This is a genomic window from Streptomyces sp. NPDC000345, from assembly GCF_042898825.1.
Classification (GTDB): domain Bacteria; phylum Actinomycetota; class Actinomycetes; order Streptomycetales; family Streptomycetaceae; genus Streptomyces.
In genome coordinates, this window is sequence record NZ_JBIAZE010000009.1 from 19,121 (window position 1) to 32,369 (window position 13,249).

Here is a 13,249-nt window from a genome sequence, read left to right on the forward strand (position 1 = left end):
CAGTAAAATCGACCCCACTGTGTCTGATTCCGTGAACACCCCCGAAGTCCCCCGGCCCGCCCCCGGCGGCGAGCACCACCCGGGCGAGTCCGTCCGGCACACCCGGGCCAAGGGCGAGCCGCGCTTCCCCGACGGGCCCAAGGCCGACCCGGCCGGTTCGCACTTCGAGCGGCGAATCAGGAGCTTCCAGCCCCGGCGCAGCCGGGTGACGGCCGGACAGGCCGACGCCCTGCAGCGGCTGTGGCCGAAGTGGGGGCTCGACATCGACGGGCACGCCGTCGATCTCGTCGAGCTGTTCGGGAACGCCAGACCCGTCGTCCTGGAGATCGGCTTCGGGATGGGCGAGGCCACCGCGCGGATGGCCGCCGCCGACCCGGACACCAACATCCTCGCCGTGGACGTGCACACGCCCGGCCAGGGCAATCTGCTCAACCTGGCGGACCGAAGCGGACTGGACAACGTCCGGGTCGCCAACGGCGACGCGATCATCCTGCTGCGGGAGATGCTGGCGCCCGACTCACTGGACGGGCTGCGCGTCTACTTCCCCGACCCCTGGCCCAAGAAGCGCCACCACAAGCGGCGCCTCATCCAGCCGGAGTTCCTGAGCCTGGCCGCGACGCGGCTGAAGCCGGGGGCGGTCGTCCACTGCGCGACCGACTGGGAGCCGTACGCGGAACAGATGCTGGACGTCCTCACCGCGCACCCCGACTTCGAGAACACGCGGGCCGACGGCGGATTCGCGCCCCGGCCCGCGTTCCGGCCGCTGACCCGTTTCGAGGGTCAGGGGCTGGACAAGGGTCATGTGGTGAACGACCTGCTCTTCCGTCGCGTACAGCACGGCGATCGCTGACCGACGGCGCGGCACCTCCGGATCACAGCCGTCCCCCACCGACCCGTCCCCCACCCCCGCGCACACCGCCCGTCCACCACAGTCCCCTCCCTCGTTAGGGTCGATGCCGTGGCCATCAGTCCCCCGTTTCCGCCGTACCCACCCCACCCGGGCGGCCCAGCCGAGGGCGCCGGGCTCCGGCACGCGCACTGGTGGCAGCACAGAGGCGTGCGCTACGGGGCGCTCAGCACCCTGCTCGCACTGTCGGGCCTGGTGATCCTCGCGCTGGTGCGGGAGCAGACCGGCACCGAGGGGTTCCTGGTCGGGCTGGGGCTCGCGGTGCTGCCGGTGCCCCTGCTCATAGCCGCCTTCCGGTGGCTGGACCGGGTGGAACCGGGCCCGTGGCGGAACCTGGTCTTCGCCTTCGCCTGGGGTGCGTGCGCGGCCGCGCTGATCGCGATCGTCGCCAACAGCTTCGCCACCCGGTGGATAGCCACGGCGACCGCCGACCCGTCCAGCGCGGACACCCTCGGGGCGACGGTCATAGCGCCCGTCGTCGAGGAGTCCGCGAAAGCCGCCGCGATCCTGCTCGTCTTCCTCTTCCGCAGGCGGGACTTCACCGGGATCGTCGACGGGGTGGTCATAGCCGGTGTCACCGCGACCGGCTTCGCGTTCACCGAGAACATCCTCTATCTCGGCACCGCGTTCGGCACCGACCAGCTCACCGGTGACAGCGGCATCGCCTCGGTCACCGCCGCGACCTTCTTCGTGCGCGTCATCATGTCGCCGTTCGCGCACCCCCTGTTCACCGTGCTGACCGGCCTCGGCTTCGGCTTCGCCGCGCTCTCCGGCGACCGGCAGCACGTACGCCGTGTCCTGCTCCCGCTGTGCGGATTGCTGCTCGCGATGGGCATGCACGCCCTGTGGAACGGCTCCTCGACCTTCGGCGAGCTCGGCTTCTTCGCGGTGTACGCGGCCTTCATGGTGCCCGCGTTCGGGCTGCTGACCTGGCTGGTGATATGGACCCGCCAGCGGGAGCTGCGCACGGTCCGCGAGGAACTGCCCGCCTACACGGCCGCCGGCTGGCTCACCCCGGCCGAGCCGTACGCGCTCGGCTCGATGCGGGCGCGCCGGCTGGCCCGCGAGTACGCCAGGCGGCATCTGGGCCGGCCGGCCGCGCGGGCGGTGGCGGAGTACGAGGCCTACGCGACCTCCCTGGCGTTCCTGCGGCACCGGGGGCGCAGCGGTCGGGCCGACGCCGACTTCGTCGTACGGGAGCGGGAACTGCTGAACGAGCTGTGGCGGCGCAAGGACGTCGCCCGGCCCGCCCTGGACCACGCGGCCCGGATGACGGCCCCTCCCGTACGGGTGGTGATGCCCACGGCTCCCTGGCCGGTCCACGGGGGTCACGGATACGGGCACGGATACGGGCAGGGGTACGGCCCGGGTCACGTCGCCGGGTACGGCTGTCCGCCGGGGCAGGCGTACGGGTACGGCTACGGGTATCCCGCGGGGCCGTACCCCGCCGCCAACCCCTATCAGCGCTAGAGCGGGAGCAGGAGCGGGCCGGGGATCAGGCCGAAGCCCGGGTCAGTGTCCCGGTCTCCTCCTCCGTCAGCTCCAGTCCGGCCACCGCCAGCAGCGCCGGCAGCTGCTCGGCCGTCCGCGCGGACGCGATCGGGGCGGCCACCGTCGGCTGGGCGGCCAGCCAGGCCAGGGCGACCGTGGCGACCTCGGCGCCCCGGGCCCCGGCGACCTCGTCGAGGGCGGCGAGGACCCGCCGGCCCCGCTCGGAGTCGAGGTGCCTGGCGGCGCCCGCCGACCGCCGGCTCTCCACGGTCGTACCGGGCCGGTACTTGCCGGTGAGGAAGCCGGAGGCGAGGGCGAAGTAGGGGACGGCCGCGAGGCCGGAGCGGGCGGCGAGGTCCTGGAGGGCGCCCTCGTAGGTGTCACGGGAGACCAGGTTGTAGTGCGGCTGGAGGGCCACGTACCGGGCGAGGCCCTCGCGGTCGGAGAACTCCAGCGACTCCTGGAGCCTCTCGGGCGTGATGTTGGAGGCGGCGATGTGCCGCACCTTGCCCGCCTTCACCAGCTCGTCGAGCGCGCCGATGATCTCCTCGACCGGCACCTCGGGCTTGTCGAAGTGGGTGTAGTAGAGGTCGATGTGATCGGTGCCGAGGCGGCGCAGGGAGGCGTCGGCGGCGGCCTTGATGTTCGCGGCGGTCAGGCCGGGGTACTCGGGGTGCTGGCTGACCTTGGTGGCGACGACGATGTCGTCACGGTTGCCGCGGGACGTGAGCCAGTTGCCGATGATCGTCTCGGACTCGCCTCCGCTGTTGCCCTCGGCCCACGAGGAGTAGGAGTCGGCGGTGTCGACGAAGTTGCCGCCGGCGGCGGTGTAGGCGTCGAGGACGGCGAAGGAGGCCGCCTCGTCGGCGGTCCAGCCGAAGACGTTGCCGCCGAGGGAGAGGGGAAAGACCTCGAGGTCGGAGGAGCCGAGCTTGCGCAGAGAAGTCATGTTCTACGTCAACAGCGGGCTCGGAGCGGGCCATTCCGGCATCGTGCGGACAACGTGTGAACGCCGTCCGCCCCGCAGGCCCGCCGCACGGTCCGGCGGGCCGGCTCAGGGGTTGAGGCCCTTGCTGCGCAGCCAGGCCATCGGGTCGATGCCGTCGGCACTGCCGTTCGCGTGGACCTCCAGGTGGAGGTGGGCGCCGGTCACGTTGCCGGTGGCACCCACGCGGCCGATCACGTCACCGGTGGCGACCTTCTGGCCGACGCTGACGCTGATCGACGACTGGTGGCAGAACCACAGCTCGGTGCCGTCGTCCAGGGTGAGGATGGTGCGGTAGCCGTAGGCGCCGGCCCAGCCCGCCTCGGTGATGGTGCCGCTGTGTACGGCCTTGATGAGCGTGCCGGTGGGAGCGGCGAAGTCCAGGCCGGTGTGGTAGCCGGAGGACCAGAGGGAGCCGGCCTGACCGAAGGTCGAGGTGATGGTGTACGAGGAGGTCGGCAGCGTGTACTGCTTGGCCAGTTCGGCCAGGCGCGCGGCCTCGGCCTTCTCCCTGGCGGCCTCCTCGGCCTTCTCCTTCGCGGCGGCGGCCTCGGCCTCCGCCTCCTTCTCGGCCTTGGCGACGGCGGCCGCCTCCGCCTTGGCCGCGGCGGCCTCGGCGACGGCCTGGGCCTTGGAGGCGACCTGGGTCTGCTGCGACTCGGCCTGCGCCATGATCCGGCTGCGCAGCGCCTCACCGGCGTCGGCGGCGGTCCGGCTGCTGTCGGTGGCGGTCTCGGAGCCGAAGCTCGCGAGCGCCGGGGCGGCGTCCTCGGCGGGGTCGTCGTCGGAGATGAGGGAGCCCACGCCGGGCAGGTCCGGCATGGAGATGGAGACCGGGGCCTTGCCGGTGTTGGCGCTGGCCATGCCGCCGGCGCTGACGGCGGCTATGACGCCGACGCCGAGAACGGTGGAGCTGCGGGCGAACCCGCCGCCGCGCTGCTTGGCGACCCGGTGCTTGCCCCGGACCGGGCGAATGGACTCCGCGGTGGGGTTCCATTCCTCCCAGGGGCCCTCGTCGGTGCGGTAGCCGCCGTAGCCGTAGGTCTCGGCGGACCGCTGGCTCGGCACGAACGGGGCTTCTGGGGCAGGCCGGTTGGACGCCACGCGGGCGCACTCCTTTCCTTCCGTCGCCTACCGGGTTAGCTGACGGGTTCGGAGCGGGAAGGTCTCCTACGCGCGTATACCGTTCGTGACTCTGCGAGTTCACGGCGGCTTCCGCGTGATTCACCCCAAGGTGGTGGTTCCCCGGTTCCCTTGCGGGATTCGGCGCGTGCGCACGGAGCCGCCTCTTGTGACGGCTGGGACGACCGCGCTGCGTTATCGAACGTTAATAGACCCGGGCACGGGTTTCCAAGCTCTTCGGCTTGATCAACTACATTTTTGGCCTGGACCTTTCAGGCCATGACCGTTGAAAAACGGGCGAGTTGACCGGAAAGCACAGCGAACGCACAGCCGTCGACCGGGAGATCCCGGAAACACACCGAGGGCCGGAACCCTGAAAAGGATTCCGGCCCTCAGCCTTCAGTAGCGGGGACAGGATTTGAACCTGCGACCTCTGGGTTATGAGCCCAGCGAGCTACCGAGCTGCTCCACCCCGCGTCGGTATGACACCAGTGTACGTCATCTACGGAGCTGATTGTTCATGGCCGGTGCGACCCCCGTCACACCAGGTGCCGGTTGGGCTCCTTCGCCCGCTCGGCGTACTCCGGGAGGACGACGACGTCGGCCCCCTCCGCACCCAGGAGGCCGATGCCGTCGGCGGCCGTCACGAAGGTGTCCGGCTCCTGCCAGGCGGTGACCACCCGGCGCACGCCCGCGTCGAGGATGAGACGGGCGCAGGGCAGCGGGCGGGAGGAGCGGCGGGCGCAGGGTTCCAGGCTGCTGTAGACGGTGGCCGTGGCCAGGCGGGGGTCGGCGGGGTCGAGTTTCGCCAGGGCGGCCTCCTCGGCGTGGACGACCGGGTCACCGGCCTCGCGGGAGTGGCCGCGCGCCAGTTCCGTCCCGTCGGCGGCGACGATCACCGCGCCGACGCTGAACGCGGTCCGCGAGGGCGGGCACAGGGCGGCGAGTTCACAGGCGAGGGCCAGCCAGCGGCGGTCGGCGGCGGAGGGGAGCCGGCCGGTGCCGGGGGCGGTGGGCTCGTAGCGCATGAGCACCACGTCCTCGATCCGCCGGGTCTCGGCCAGGCGCAGCCGGCCGCCCTGGTAGGCGCCGGGACCGAAGAGCCGGGGTGCCTCCGGGTCGCCCACGAACAGCGGGGCGAGGACGAGTTGGAGTTCGTCGGCGAGGCCCTGCTGGAGAAGCTGGGTGTGGATGGTGCCGCCGCCCTCGACCATGAGCCGCCGTACGCCGCGCGCGTCGTGGAGGTGCTGGAGGAGCCGGCGCCAGTCGAGGTCGGGGCCGAGCGGGACGACGTCCGCGGCGATGCCGAGCGCCCGGGCCCGCTCGGCGCCCCTCTCCGTCGTGTAGAGGACCTTGTCGCCGCCGGTGTGCCAGAAGTTCGCCGCCGGGTCGAGGTCGCCGGAGCCGCTGACGGTGACCTTGAGGGGGTACGGCGGCCGGCCCGCGGCGACGCGGGCCGCACGGCGCTCGGCGGAGTTCACCAGCAGGCGCGGGTTGTCGGCGCGGAGGGTGCCGGCGCCGACGAGGATCGCGTCGACGGAGGCCCGTACCTCGTCGACGCGGTCGAAGTCGGCGGGGCTGGAGAGGAGCAGGCGCTCGGGGGTGGTGTCGTCCAGGTAGCCGTCGAGGGAGACGGCGGCGGACAGCAGGACGTACGGGTGGGGCATCGGCGCGGTCTCCCCGGCTCGGTCGACTCGGTGGACGGCAGGTCTTGGTTCAAGTTTGAAACAAACCTACACTGGGTGCATGACGACCCGCTGGCTCACCCCCGAGGAGCAGCGCGCCTGGCGCGCGTACGTCGCCGGATACCTCCTCCTGGAGGACGCGATCGACCGGCAGCTCCAGCAGGACGCCGGCATGCCCCACCTGTACTACTCCATCCTCGCCCATCTCTCCGAGACACCGGAGGGGCGGCTGCGGATGACGGATCTCGCCGAGCGGCTGAAGATCACCCGCAGCCGGCTGACGTACGCGGTGACCCGGCTGGAGAAGGACGGGATGCTGCGGCGCGAGGAGTGCCGCTGGGACAAGCGCGGCAGCATCGCGGCCCTGACGGAGGAGGGCATGGCGGTGCTGGAGAACGTCGCGCCCGGCCATGTCGACACGGTCCGCGCCGCGCTCTTCGACCGGCTCACGCCCGAGCAGGTGGGGCAGCTGGAGGAGATCTTCACACAGGTGGTGCGGGGGTTCACGGGGAACGGCGAGGAGACCGCGCCCGAGGAACTGCCGTGGCGGCGGCGGTCGTCGCCCTGTTCCGGGAGCTCATGAGTCACACCGCGAACCAGTTGCTTCAAATTTAAAGCAAGGGTAGGGTCTCGACTCGCCGGATCTGTTTCAAATCTGAAGCAGGCCCCGGCAGTGCTCCGACGCTCACCGTTCACCGGACCCGGGAGACCCGCATGCCCGACACCCCCGCCGCCACCCAGCGCGCCCGCGTCCGGGTACCGCTTCGCTTCCACGACGGCTACTCCGTCGACGCCGAGCTCGTCACCTTCCACGGCCTGGCCGACGGGCAGGAACACGTCGCCGTCGTCCTCGGCGAGCCGGGACCCGTCCCGCTGGTCCGGCTGCACTCCGAGTGCCTCACCGGGGACGTCTTCGGCTCCGCCCGCTGCGACTGCGGCCCGCAGCTGCGTGAGGCGGTCGAGCGCATCGCCGAGACGGGCGGCGTCCTGCTCTACCTCCGTCAGGAGGGGCGCGGCATCGGCCTCTACAACAAGCTCGACGCGTACGCCCTGCAGGACCAGGGCCTGGACACCTACGAGGCGAACGCCGCCCTCGGACTGCCCGAGGACGCCCGCGACTACACCGCCGCCGCCCAGATGCTGAGCGCCCTGGGCGTCACCAGCCTGGACCTGCTGTCCAACAACCCCGACAAGGCGGACCAGTTGCGGGCGCTCGGCATCGACGTCCACGACCGCGTCCCGACGGGCGTCTTCACCACCCCGCACAACGTGCGCTACCTGCGCGCGAAGGTCCTCCAGACCCAGCACACCCTGCCGCTGGCCCAGCTCAGCGCCGGCTGAACGGGAACCCGGCGGTCCACCGACGCGCCCGATGCCGGTGCGGGGCGGTGCGCCCCCGCACCGCCCCGCACCGCATGGCCGTGTCGTCCGGCCCCCGCCTCACCGCGGGCGTGCCGTGCGCAGGTAGTCCAGGCCGGCGCGGTCCGTCACGTCGGGGGTGCCGCTCAGCCGGTGGACCACCGTCCACCGGCCGTCGGGGACGGCGCCGGCGAACACGGAGGCCGTGCCGGTCGCCCCGTTGTGCCAGATCACGGGCAGCGGCCCGGTGCGCTGCCAGCCGAGGGCGGGTTCCCCGAGCGAGCGGTCGAGCACGAGGCCCGTCAGCACGCGTGACAGTGTGCGGGGGCTTGCCCACAGGCCGCCCGCGGGCAGGATCGCTCCCGTCATGGTCCACGGTTTCGCGGTGCGGCCGAGCATCCCGGTCGGCAGCAGTCGGGTGTGCTTCGGCGGCCGGGAACTCATCGCGTCGCGCTCCAGGCCGAGAGGGGCCAGGACATGCAGGGCGACGAGGTCGTCGTACGCCTGTCCCGTGGCGGCGGTCAGCACCGCCCCGAGCACCGCGTAGCCGAGGTTGGAGTACTCCTCGTGCTCTCCGGCGGGGACGGTGACGAGACGGTCGAGACCGGCGAGCAGTTCGTGGAGTCGCTCGTCGGTGAACGTCCTGTAGGGGTCGCGGCGGGTGATGCCGGGAGGGAGCCGGGGCAGGCCCGAGGTGTGCTCGGCAAGGTGACGCAGGGTGATGCCGGTCCCCGGCGGGACGTCGAGCCACCGTTCGACGGGGTCGTCGAGGGTGAGGGCACCCTGCCGGGCCAGCTGCTGCAGCACGGTCGCGGTGATGACCTTGGTGAAGGACCCCATTTCCGCGTACCTGTCGGGATCATGCCCGCCGGTGACGATCGGAGCCGTGTCGGAGCTGCCGATGACGCAGGTGGGGACCGGGCGCCGGGTCATCGGTTCACCGCCTGGGGTACGGCGGCGTCGACGGGGTTGCCGCCTGCCGGTGAGCCCTGCGCCGCCGTTGCGCCAAGGCCCCCGGCCCGCCTCCGTGCCCAGCGTTCGCCGAGGGCTCGGCCTACGCCCACGTCCCCGACGGCGACACAGCGGACCCGACCGCCATGGTCACGGCATGCATCGAGCGCTACGCGCCCGGATTCACCGACACGGTGATCCATCGACGCGGCATCAGCGGTGCCGCATACGAGGCATACAACGCGAACTATGTCGGCGGGGACATCGGAGCAGGCGCCATGACTCTCCGGCAGTCCCTCATGCGTCCGGTCCCGCGCGTCGATCCGTATCGCACTCCGCTGACCGGCGTCTGTCTGTGCTCCGCGTCCACCCCGCCCGGGCCGAGCGTGCACGGCATGTCCGGTTACCTCGCCGCGCTGTCCGCCCTCCGCCGCGAGTTCGGCATCCGGACGCCGCCGGATCTCGGAGCGCGCTGAGCGTCCGCGGACCGGCCCCGCCGGCCGGCGCTTCACTGACTGCTGGTCAGCACGCGCACCGGGCGCGCCGGATGGCAGTGGCGCGGCGTCCCCGCCTTCGCCGGGCCGGCACCCGCGGACCCACGGCGACACGCCACGGCCCGCGCGCCGAGCTGTGCTGATCACCCCGCGACCTCGGTGGTCTCGTCCTTCGTCCTGTCGGGGTAGATCAGCCGCACGCTCCCGCCGATCGCCAGGAAGCAGCCCAGCAGGAGGGCGAAACGCACGAACCTGACAGCACCCTCCCAGTCGGCCGCGGGCCCGAAGACCAACCAGAACGCGAGAGCCGTCCCCGCGACCAGAACCACCAGGCCGGCCAACCGACGCACCCCGTGCTCCATTCTTTTACGATCTTCGACCGGCCGTTCACTCTCATCACCGGCACATCGGACAGGGGCGGGACCGGGGACGACCGGCAAAGGCACCGCGGCCGATCCGCGGGCCATGAGCACATCCGCTCGCGCAAGGACCCGCACACGAAGCGGCGCCCGGGCCGACCGAAGCCGACCCGGGCGCCGCGTAGCAGGTCAGAGGGCATTTCCTCCCCCGCCGCCGGTAGGCCCTGTGGGACTCGAACCCACAACCAATGGATTAAAAGTCTGATGAGTGGCCAACGTGTCTCGTACCGGCCTGTACCGCGCCGCGCCGCCCCTTGCCGTACCGCCCAGCTCAGCGGCTCGCGGTGGGGTGCTGCCGCATGGCCGTCACCCTGTCTCGTACCGTCTCGTACCGCGCCGCAATGCCGCTCCCGGGCCAGCAGCGGGCCAGCAAGAAGGGCCCCCGACCCGCAGGTCAGAGGCCCTTCGCCTGTCCGTCAATTCTACGCCGAAGCCTGCCCATTGTCAGGGCTGGCCCGTACCGTGGAGTCGTCAACAGAAGCGTCTGCAACTGGCTGCGACGCGCCCGGCCCCTGCTGCGGTACAGCGACCGAAGCAGGGGCCTGCTGCTGCCTATCCCGCGCGCGCGGGACCACGGCGGCTGCCTTCTCCGTCAGCTCGTCCTCGTACTCCTCGAACAGCTCCATGTAGGTGTCCGAGGTCAGCACGATCGTCGAGTGGCGCAGCTTCACCTTCGCGTCGTGCAGCTCCCCGCCGGCAGCCTTCACCAAGGCGGCGGCTCCGTGCCGGAGATCACGGAGGTTGATGGGCGGCAGGCCGGCCCCATCCGCGATCCGCCGGAACGCCTTGCTCACCACGTCCGGGTGCAGCCAGGCGCCGTCCTCAGCGGTGAACATCTTCCCGGTGTCGACCCAGTCCGGCGTGTCCTTGCCCTGCTCGCGTTCGTCCGCGGCCCGTGCGTTCCAGGCGGCACGCTCCGCCAGCTGCCGTTCCCGGTGCGCCTGGAGGACAGCAACGGTTCCTGCGTCCACCTTCACGATGCCCACCGAGCCGTCCGTTTTCGGGGCTGTCTCGACCGGCGTCCAGCCGTCGACCACGATCTCAGCGGACACCCGGATCTCCTTGCGTTCCGGGGAGAAGTCGTCCCAGCCCTGGCCGACGCCCTCGCCGCGGCGGAGGCCGTGGTGGGCGATCAGGTGGAACAGGGCGTAGAGCCGATCGCCCTCAGCCGCGTCGAGGAACCGGCCGAGCAGCTCAGGGGTCCAGACCATGACCGGGCCCGGCTTCCGGCCGGTCTCCTCCCACCGCGCCACGCGCTCCGCCGTCCAGAGCAGGCCCTTCGGCCGGGCGCCAGCCGCCAGCTCGACGTGCTGTGCCGCGTTGAAGGTGATGTGCTGTGCGCCGATAGCCTTGTTCAGCGCCATGCGGAGGGTGCGGCGGATCGCCTGCTTCGTGGCCGGCCCCGTGATGCGCCGGAAGGGCGGCATCGCCGCGAGCTTCTCGCGCTCGGCGGCGAGCTGGGCCCGCTCGGCGGCCTTCGGCGCTCCTGGCTTGCCCCGCTTGCAGCGCGCGACCTGCTCATGTCGTGCCTGGTTCTCGGCGCGGATGACGTCGTTGCGGTCGTCAATCGCGTTGAACATGTCCTGCACGTGACCGACGCCAAGGCGGTCCAGGCGCAGGTGCCCGAGCGCAGGCTTCAGGTGCACGCGGATGTGCGAGTGGTAACCGTGGTTCGTGGTGGCTCGCGTCGCCTTGTTGGCCATCACGTGATCGAGCCACTGGGCCACGGTCATCTTGCCGTCGAGGGGAACGCCGACCCCGAGTCGGCGCTGTACCTCGGAGGTCTCTGGGATGTCTGCACGGCGCCGGGAGATGTCGGCGAGTAGATCTCCCACGCGGCGCTGTTCGTCGGGGTCGTCACCGGCAAGATCGAGGATGGCTTGAAGGCGGGAGAGGTCGCCCTGAGCCTCCGTGACCGTGCCGTACCCGGTACGCCTGAACGTCCTGCGCGTCCCCTCGGCGGACGGCGGGAGTTCCTGGCGGATCGCTGGGGCACCATGGCCCTTGCGCTTCAGCTTGGGGCACGTCTGCCCCATCAGTTTGCCGTCGGAACCGCGGCACTCGCAGCGACGGTAGATGCTCCCTGCGCGGCGGGGTGACGGCATCTGGCTACTCCTTCCGAGCCAGGTCGGGCGGCTTCTGCTGTTCAGTCTGACCCACCCGAGCGAGGCCGACGCCGAGAACAAACTCGGCGGTCTCGTTCAGGGCGGCCACGATTTCCTCTGGGGTTGCCGTGGGCCGGACGGCGAAGGCAAGGCCCTGGCTGTTTTTGATCGGTACGATCACCTCCCCCGATGGCACTCGGTGATCGAAGAAGTACCAGGCCCGCGAAGCCTGTGGTGACACCATGCAGCCTCCCCCATCTCCCGCAAGCGCGTTCGATTCGTGGCTTAGACCAGCGCTCTTCTGGTCCTAGAGCGTCTGGACATGATCGCACCACGGGCCCCAGATATCTACCGTCCGCTCCCAGAAGTCACCGTGAGTGATGCAAAGGGGAACGCATGACTCAGTCATCATCACCCAAACGCGGTGGAACCAGCGTGTCAATCAGGCTAAGCAGCCGTTCACGCTGGTCAGGCGGTAGCGAGTCGAGCTTTCGAACATAAGCGACCGCTTCCCCCGTTCCTGAGCGAAGCGGGTCCACGCCGTGGAATTGGGCGCCGGCCGCATCCTGGACCCGTTCGACCGGCAGCCGATAGGCAGCGGCGAGTGCAGCTAGCTCCTCGTACACCGGCGGGGTGACCTTGTCCGCCCGCTCCAACCGGTTGATCCTGCCTCTGGTCACACGGACGCCACTGACCGGGTCTACGGCCTTGGGCGCGATGGTGTCGAGAGACTCGCCCAGCTCCGCCCGGCGCTCCCGAAGCAGGTCACTCATGTGCGTGCGCCGTTCAGGGCTAGGAGTCGTGTCACGTGGGGGTTCATCCGTAGCCGCCATGGGGCTCATCCTGCCACTCCTGCGCTCTCTGTGAATGAGGGACCGTTCAGGGCTTATTGACGTCGTCCCGACGTACGGGCAGGTCAGACGCAGCGTTCATTCTGCACGCTGAATGAATTGTTCAACACACCGGGCTCGCCCGCCAGGTAGCGAAGAGTCATTGGCCGATTACCGACGCGCGCCCCTCGTCATTCAACGAGCTAGACAAACTGTTCAACCCGTGGAATGCTCACAGTCATTCCATTCAACGCGTTGAATGATCCGTACTACGAGGTGAACGTGAGCAACGAGACCACCCAGTCCACCGCACCCACGATGTACGCGGTCGCGAGCAGCGCCCGTCTCAAGACGCTCATGGAGCGCACCGGCACTGGAGAGCAGATCTCCAGCCGCGAGCTGGCCGCCGAGGCCGGCGTCGCCCACGGCACCATCGGCAACCTGATGAGCGGGCACCAGCGCGTGGTCCCGGAGGACAAGGCCAAGTCCATCGCCGACGCCCTCGGTGTAAAGCTCCTCGTCCTCTTCGTCGAGGTCGAGCGCCAGGGCAACGTGTTCATCCCCGCGCAGGCCGCCGTATGAGCACCGCCACCGCGCTCACCCCGGGCGAGGTCCGCGCGCTGCCCGCGATGCTCAGCGCCAAGCAGGCGTTCGCCGCACTCGCCCTCGGCGAGACGCTCGGCTACCAGCTGATCGATGACGGCGACTTCCCCATCGAGGTGCTCCGGTTCGGCCGCGTCTTCCGCTTCCGCAAGGCCGACGTGATGACCGTCCTCGGCCTCTCCGAGACCGCTGCTGCCGAGGTCCAGTCGGCAGCAGCAACCAACGACGACGGCGCCCCCGGGGTCCAGCCGAAGGCGCCGTCCGAGCAGTCCGCACCCACCCGCGCCAGCAAGTAGAG

Annotated in this window: 15 protein-coding genes, 1 tRNA gene and 1 riboswitch; of the genes, 7 read left to right on the forward strand and 9 right to left on the reverse strand. The window is 70.8% G+C overall.

What is annotated here, in order from left to right; all coding sequences use genetic code 11:
• Positions 1–19: 19 nt before the first annotated feature.
• The gene (gene trmB, locus ACFY30_RS22010; RefSeq protein ID WP_390846863.1) at positions 20–850 is read left to right on the forward strand and encodes a tRNA (guanosine(46)-N7)-methyltransferase TrmB; all 831 of its coding nucleotides are present in this window, start codon (positions 20–22) and stop codon (positions 848–850) included.
• A gap of 108 nt (positions 851–958) precedes the next feature.
• The gene (locus tag ACFY30_RS22015; RefSeq protein WP_390846864.1) at positions 959–2,377 is read left to right on the forward strand and encodes a PrsW family intramembrane metalloprotease; all 1,419 of its coding nucleotides are present in this window, start codon (positions 959–961) and stop codon (positions 2,375–2,377) included.
• A 25-nt stretch (positions 2,378–2,402) separates the two neighbouring features.
• Here the strand turns inward: ACFY30_RS22015 and ACFY30_RS22020 are convergent, their stop codons facing one another.
• The 4 genes from ACFY30_RS22020 to ACFY30_RS22035 all read right to left on the reverse strand — a co-directional run bounded on the left by ACFY30_RS22020 (position 2,403) and on the right by ACFY30_RS22035 (position 6,172).
• Entirely contained in the window at positions 2,403–3,347 is a 945-nt protein-coding gene (locus ACFY30_RS22020; protein ID WP_390846865.1) for an aldo/keto reductase, read from the reverse strand.
• A 105-nt stretch (positions 3,348–3,452) separates the two neighbouring features.
• On the reverse strand, positions 3,453–4,487 hold the full coding sequence (locus ACFY30_RS22025; protein WP_390846866.1) for a M23 family metallopeptidase: 1,035 nt from the start codon (positions 4,485–4,487) through the stop codon (positions 3,453–3,455).
• Between the two features lie 7 nt (positions 4,488–4,494).
• A riboswitch (cyclic di-AMP (ydaO/yuaA leader) is annotated at positions 4,495–4,662 on the reverse strand.
• A gap of 246 nt (positions 4,663–4,908) precedes the next feature.
• Positions 4,909–4,982: transfer RNA gene (locus tag ACFY30_RS22030), tRNA-Met, on the reverse strand.
• A gap of 62 nt (positions 4,983–5,044) precedes the next feature.
• Entirely contained in the window at positions 5,045–6,172 is a 1,128-nt protein-coding gene (locus tag ACFY30_RS22035; RefSeq protein ID WP_390846867.1) for a dihydrofolate reductase family protein, read from the reverse strand.
• Positions 6,173–6,251: 79 nt separating this feature from the next.
• Here ACFY30_RS22035 and ACFY30_RS22040 point away from each other — a divergent pair, with 79 nt between their 5' ends.
• Together ACFY30_RS22040 and ribA are read left to right on the forward strand one after the other, a co-directional pair.
• A complete protein-coding gene (locus tag ACFY30_RS22040; protein WP_390846868.1) occupies positions 6,252–6,773 on the forward strand; it encodes a MarR family winged helix-turn-helix transcriptional regulator in 522 nt (173 codons plus the stop codon).
• A 131-nt stretch (positions 6,774–6,904) separates the two neighbouring features.
• On the forward strand, positions 6,905–7,531 hold the full coding sequence (gene ribA / locus ACFY30_RS22045; protein ID WP_390846870.1) for a GTP cyclohydrolase II: 627 nt from the start codon (positions 6,905–6,907) through the stop codon (positions 7,529–7,531).
• 99 nt (positions 7,532–7,630) lie between these two features.
• On the opposite strand, the gene ACFY30_RS22050 is transcribed toward ribA, so the two are convergent.
• Entirely contained in the window at positions 7,631–8,482 is an 852-nt protein-coding gene (locus ACFY30_RS22050; protein ID WP_390846871.1) for a serine hydrolase domain-containing protein, read from the reverse strand.
• Positions 8,483–8,646: 164 nt separating this feature from the next.
• On the opposite strand from ACFY30_RS22050, the gene ACFY30_RS22055 reads away from it, so the two are divergent.
• Positions 8,647–8,976, forward strand: coding sequence for a hypothetical protein (locus tag ACFY30_RS22055; protein WP_390846872.1), 330 nt, complete (start codon positions 8,647–8,649; stop codon positions 8,974–8,976).
• Positions 8,977–9,137: 161 nt separating this feature from the next.
• On the opposite strand, the gene ACFY30_RS22060 is transcribed toward ACFY30_RS22055, so the two are convergent.
• From ACFY30_RS22060 to ACFY30_RS22075, 4 genes are all read right to left on the reverse strand, one after another.
• Complete coding sequence (locus ACFY30_RS22060) at positions 9,138–9,344, reverse strand: hypothetical protein (RefSeq protein WP_390846873.1); 207 nt, start codon at positions 9,342–9,344, stop codon at positions 9,138–9,140.
• 491 nt (positions 9,345–9,835) lie between these two features.
• Positions 9,836–11,518 carry a tyrosine recombinase XerC gene (xerC, locus tag ACFY30_RS22065; RefSeq protein ID WP_390846874.1) on the reverse strand — a complete coding sequence of 561 codons (1,683 nt, stop codon included), beginning with the start codon at positions 11,516–11,518 and terminating at the stop codon, positions 9,836–9,838.
• Between the two features lie 4 nt (positions 11,519–11,522).
• Complete coding sequence (locus tag ACFY30_RS22070) at positions 11,523–11,762, reverse strand: hypothetical protein (RefSeq protein ID WP_390846875.1); 240 nt, start codon at positions 11,760–11,762, stop codon at positions 11,523–11,525.
• A gap of 157 nt (positions 11,763–11,919) precedes the next feature.
• A complete protein-coding gene (locus ACFY30_RS22075) occupies positions 11,920–12,291 on the reverse strand; it encodes a hypothetical protein (protein WP_390846876.1) in 372 nt (123 codons plus the stop codon).
• A 339-nt stretch (positions 12,292–12,630) separates the two neighbouring features.
• Here ACFY30_RS22075 and ACFY30_RS22080 point away from each other — a divergent pair, with 339 nt between their 5' ends.
• Together ACFY30_RS22080 and ACFY30_RS22085 are read left to right on the forward strand one after the other, a co-directional pair.
• Positions 12,631–12,930 (forward strand): helix-turn-helix domain-containing protein, encoded by a 300-nt coding sequence (locus ACFY30_RS22080; protein ID WP_390846877.1) that lies wholly within the window; start codon positions 12,631–12,633, stop codon positions 12,928–12,930.
• Complete coding sequence (locus ACFY30_RS22085; protein WP_390846878.1) at positions 12,927–13,247, forward strand: hypothetical protein; 321 nt, start codon at positions 12,927–12,929, stop codon at positions 13,245–13,247. The genes ACFY30_RS22080 and ACFY30_RS22085 overlap by 4 nt, the downstream gene beginning before the upstream one ends.
• The last annotated feature ends 2 nt before the right edge of the window (positions 13,248–13,249 follow it).

Coding starts and splice junctions, on each gene's coding strand:
- ACFY30_RS22050 (WP_390846871.1), bottom strand. CDS start 8,482: ATGACCCGGCGCCCGGTCCCCACCTGCGTCATCGGCAGCTCCGACACG.
- ACFY30_RS22070 (WP_390846875.1), bottom strand. CDS start 11,762: ATGGTGTCACCACAGGCTTCGCGGGCCTGGTACTTCTTCGATCACCGA.
- ribA (WP_390846870.1), top strand. CDS start 6,905: ATGCCCGACACCCCCGCCGCCACCCAGCGCGCCCGCGTCCGGGTACCG.
- ACFY30_RS22040 (WP_390846868.1), top strand. CDS start 6,252: ATGACGACCCGCTGGCTCACCCCCGAGGAGCAGCGCGCCTGGCGCGCG.
- ACFY30_RS22075 (WP_390846876.1), bottom strand. CDS start 12,291: ATGAGTGACCTGCTTCGGGAGCGCCGGGCGGAGCTGGGCGAGTCTCTC.
- ACFY30_RS22055 (WP_390846872.1), top strand. CDS start 8,647: ATGGTCACGGCATGCATCGAGCGCTACGCGCCCGGATTCACCGACACG.
- ACFY30_RS22035 (WP_390846867.1), bottom strand. CDS start 6,172: ATGCCCCACCCGTACGTCCTGCTGTCCGCCGCCGTCTCCCTCGACGGC.
- xerC (WP_390846874.1), bottom strand. CDS start 11,518: ATGCCGTCACCCCGCCGCGCAGGGAGCATCTACCGTCGCTGCGAGTGC.
- ACFY30_RS22020 (WP_390846865.1), bottom strand. CDS start 3,347: ATGACTTCTCTGCGCAAGCTCGGCTCCTCCGACCTCGAGGTCTTTCCC.
- ACFY30_RS22085 (WP_390846878.1), top strand. CDS start 12,927: ATGAGCACCGCCACCGCGCTCACCCCGGGCGAGGTCCGCGCGCTGCCC.